This is a genomic window from Streptomyces sp. NPDC003077, assembly GCF_040611095.1.
Taxonomy (GTDB): Bacteria; Actinomycetota; Actinomycetes; order Streptomycetales; family Streptomycetaceae; genus Streptomyces.
In genome coordinates this window covers 1-3426 of the sequence record NZ_JBEXNM010000141.1, presented here as the reverse complement: position 1 = coordinate 3426, position 3426 = coordinate 1, and the positions used below count along the sequence as shown (strand labels likewise).

The window sequence follows — 3426 nt, the reverse complement described above, 5'->3', positions numbered from 1 at the left end:
TTGCCCTTGTAGAGATAGAGCTTCCCGGTCTCCCTCGGGTCGGAGGCGACCGCCGCCAGGTCACCGATCCCGTCACCGGTGAAGTCCGCACCGGCATAATCGGAAATACCGTTCCAGCCACCGGTACCGATCAGCACCCGGTCACCGAGAGCCGCCAGGCCACCCTTCTGCGTCCCCGGATACAGGAACAACTCACCCGTTTCGGTCTTGGCCGCGATCAGATCCGGCTTACCGTCCTTGTTGAAGTCACCGGGGGAAACGAGCTTGTTCATCCCGTTCCAGCCACCGGTACCGATCAGCACTCGATCGCCAAGGGCAGCCAGACCACCCTTCTGCGTCCCCGGGTACAGGAACAACTCACCGGTTTCCGTCTTGACGGCACCCAGATCGGTCTTACCGTCACCATCGAAATCACCGGCGAAAAGACCCTTCATGCCATTCCAACCACCGGACCCGATCTCCACACGGTCACCCAGAGCACCCAGCCCAGGCTTTTGAGTCCCGGGGTAAAGGTAAAGCTTGCCGTCCTCCTTCTTACTGGCAACGAGATCGTCCTTACCGTCACCGTTGAAGTCACCAACCGTGAGGTTCTTCATGCCGTTCCACCCACCGGAACCGATCTCGACACGATCGCCGAGCATGCTCAGGCCGGTCCTGCCGGTGTTCGGGTAAAGGAACAGCTTGCCGGTGGAAACCTGGACGGCGATCAGATCCTTCCGCCCGTCACCGTTGAAGTCACCCGCCGTCAACTCCGTCATCCCGGGATCGACGGGCTTGGGCGGGAACGGGTCGGCGTGGTCCCGGCCCAGGCCGGCCGCGGGGCCGCAGGTGGGCCAGGCACCTTCGCCCTGACGGGCCAGAACCTTTTCCGCCACGCGTATCTGCTCTTCCTTGGTGGCCAGGTCGGCGCGCGCCGCATAGGTCTGCCCACCGAACGCGACCCAGGTGCTCTGCGAGAACTGCAGGCCGCCGTAATAGGGCCCGCCCGTATTGAGATGCCAGTTGCCGCCGCTCTCACACTTGGCGACCTTGTCCCAGGTGGCCACCGAAGCGGCGGACGCCGTGGGGGCCGGCCCCCATACGGCCGTCGCGGCAAGGGGCACAGCGGCCATCACGGCCACGATTCTGCCGACGCGCGAGGAAGAAGACATAGGAAACCTACTCACTGAAAGGGGAGGAAGATCAGGGAAGACAGAATCGGGTGATGCGGTGTATGGGCCTTGTACCGACGGCTCACCAGCCGCCGGAGCCGATTTCCACGCGGCTCCCGAGACCCGTGCCATTGCCCTTGTAGAGGTAGAGCTTCCCGGTTTCGTACGGGTCGGAGGCGACGGCGGCGAGGTCGCCGATCCCGTCACCAGTGAAGTCCGCACCGGCGTAATCGGAAATACCGTTCCAACCGCCGGTACCGATCAGAACGCGGTCGCCGAGAGCCGCCAGGCCACCCTTCTGCGTCCCCGGGTAGAAGTACAGTTCACCGGTTTCGGTCTTGGCCGCGATCAGGTCCGGCTTACCGTCCCTGTTGAAGTCACCGGGAGAAACCAGCTTGTTCATCCCGTTCCAGCCACCGGTACCAATCAGCACCCGGTCACCGAGAGCACCCAGACCACTCTTCTGCGTCCCCGGATACAGGAACAACTCACCGGTTTCCGTCTTGACGGCACCCAGATCGGTCTTACCGTCACCATCGAAATCACCGGCGAAAAGACCCTTCATGCCATTCCAGCCACCGGACCCGATCTCCACACGATCGCCCAGAGCACCCAGACCGGGCTTCTGCGTCCCGGGGTAGAGATAAAGCTTCCCGTCTTCCTTCTTCGCGGCGACGAGATCGTCCTTGCCATCACCGGTAAAGTCACCAACGGTGAGATCCTTCATCCCGTTCCAGCCACCGGAGCCGATCTCGACACGATCGCCGAGCATGTCCAGACCGGTCCTGCCGGTGTTGGGGTAAAGGAACAGCTTGCCGGTGGAAACCTGGACGGCGACCAGGTCCTTCCGCCCGTCACCGTTGAAATCACCCGCCGCCAATTCCCTCATCCCCGGATCGGGCAGGCCCGGGTCCACGTCCATGTAGTTGCGGTCGATCTGAATCCGGGTGCCGCCGTACGTTTCCGTGACGTTGCCCGCGTACTGGTGGACCCGTGCGTTGGACCAGTAGCCGGCGGGGAGGTTCGGGTCGTTGACGTCCGCGCGGCCGTTCCAGAGCGCCGTCCACACCACGTCCGGACGGGCGTAGGTGGAGGAGTTGTAGACCGAGGCGAGGTCCTTGATGCCGCTGTCGGAGGAGCTGTATACGCCGGATCGGTAACCGAGTTGGCGTACCCGCTCCGTCCAGCCGGAGAGGTAGGTCAGGACGTTGGTGCGGTACGTCGGGGAGTACGCCTCCATGTCGTGGTACAGCACCGTGCCGGGCGCGAAGCCCAGGTCCCCGGCCAGTTCGACGGCCTTGTCCGCGGCGGCGCGGCCCTGCGCGGCGGTGTTGCTGTCGGGGATGTTCTTGGCCTGGGTGCCCGCGTAGATGGGCAGCAGGTGCCAGCCCGCCCGGGTCTGTGTCTGCACCCAGGAGGCGGTGAGGTTGGGCTGGGCGCACACCCGGGTCGGGCCGCCGATGTAGATGCCGACGCCGCCGTACGGCGAGTCGGCGCGCCAGTCGGCCATCGCGGCGTTGGACGGTGCGGTGCAGGCGTCGAACGCCCGGCCGGTGAAGCCGGTCGTCGGGGTCGCTGCCGCCGCGCGCGCCGAACGGGCCGGTGCCGAGGGGGCGGTGGCGGCCGGCCGGGCGGTCGGGTCGACCGTGACCTGGGACAGGATCTCGCGGACGGCCTCGGTCGAGCCGCTGTGTCCCGCCGTCACGTACAGGCCGGCCTTCTCGAACTCGACCCGTACCTCGTGCCCCTCGTCGTACGGAAGCGCGTCCGGCACCCGCTCCCCCGCGGGCACGCTCACCGTGGGGAGGTCGGTCCGCGGGGTGGCGCCCGCGACGGGTTCGATGACCAGGGATTCGGTCTTGTCCCTGACCAGGTGGGTGGGGCAGTTCTGGTTGGCTCCGGGGTGGCCCAGGTACACGGTGTTCCGGTCCAGGCGGACGCAGGTCTCCGGGTGCTCTTCCACGTTGACGACGTTCCAGCCGGAGGGAACGGTCAGTGACAGGCCGCGATAGGAAACGTCTATGCCGTCCGGGCCGGTGGGGGAGGCGGCGATGGCCTGCGTGGTCTGCAACGGGAGGACGAGGGCGGCGGTCGCGGCCACGAAGGCGGCGAGGCCGCGCGTCCGCTTCGGGACGTGCTTCGGTCTCATGTGGTCTCCGAGGAGGGGGCCGGTGGGCGGCGAGGGACGCGCCGCCCACCGGCTGAAGAGGGTGGGAAGCGGGGTGGGGGGGGCGGCGGGGGGGGGGCCCCCCCGCCGCCGCGCCCCCCCCGCGCC

Annotated in this window: 2 protein-coding genes; both read right to left on the bottom strand. The window is 66.9% G+C overall.

The window, feature by feature from the left end; genetic code table 11:
* The coding region (locus ABZX96_RS37965) for a transglycosylase family protein (protein WP_355554235.1) at positions 1 to 1112 on the bottom strand (1112 nt) is incomplete at its 3' end.
* A 121-nt stretch (positions 1113 to 1233) separates the two neighbouring features.
* Complete coding sequence (locus tag ABZX96_RS37960; RefSeq protein ID WP_355554232.1) at positions 1234 to 3300, bottom strand: glycoside hydrolase domain-containing protein; 2067 nt, start codon at positions 3298 to 3300, stop codon at positions 1234 to 1236.
* Positions 3301 to 3426: the final 126 nt, after the last annotated feature.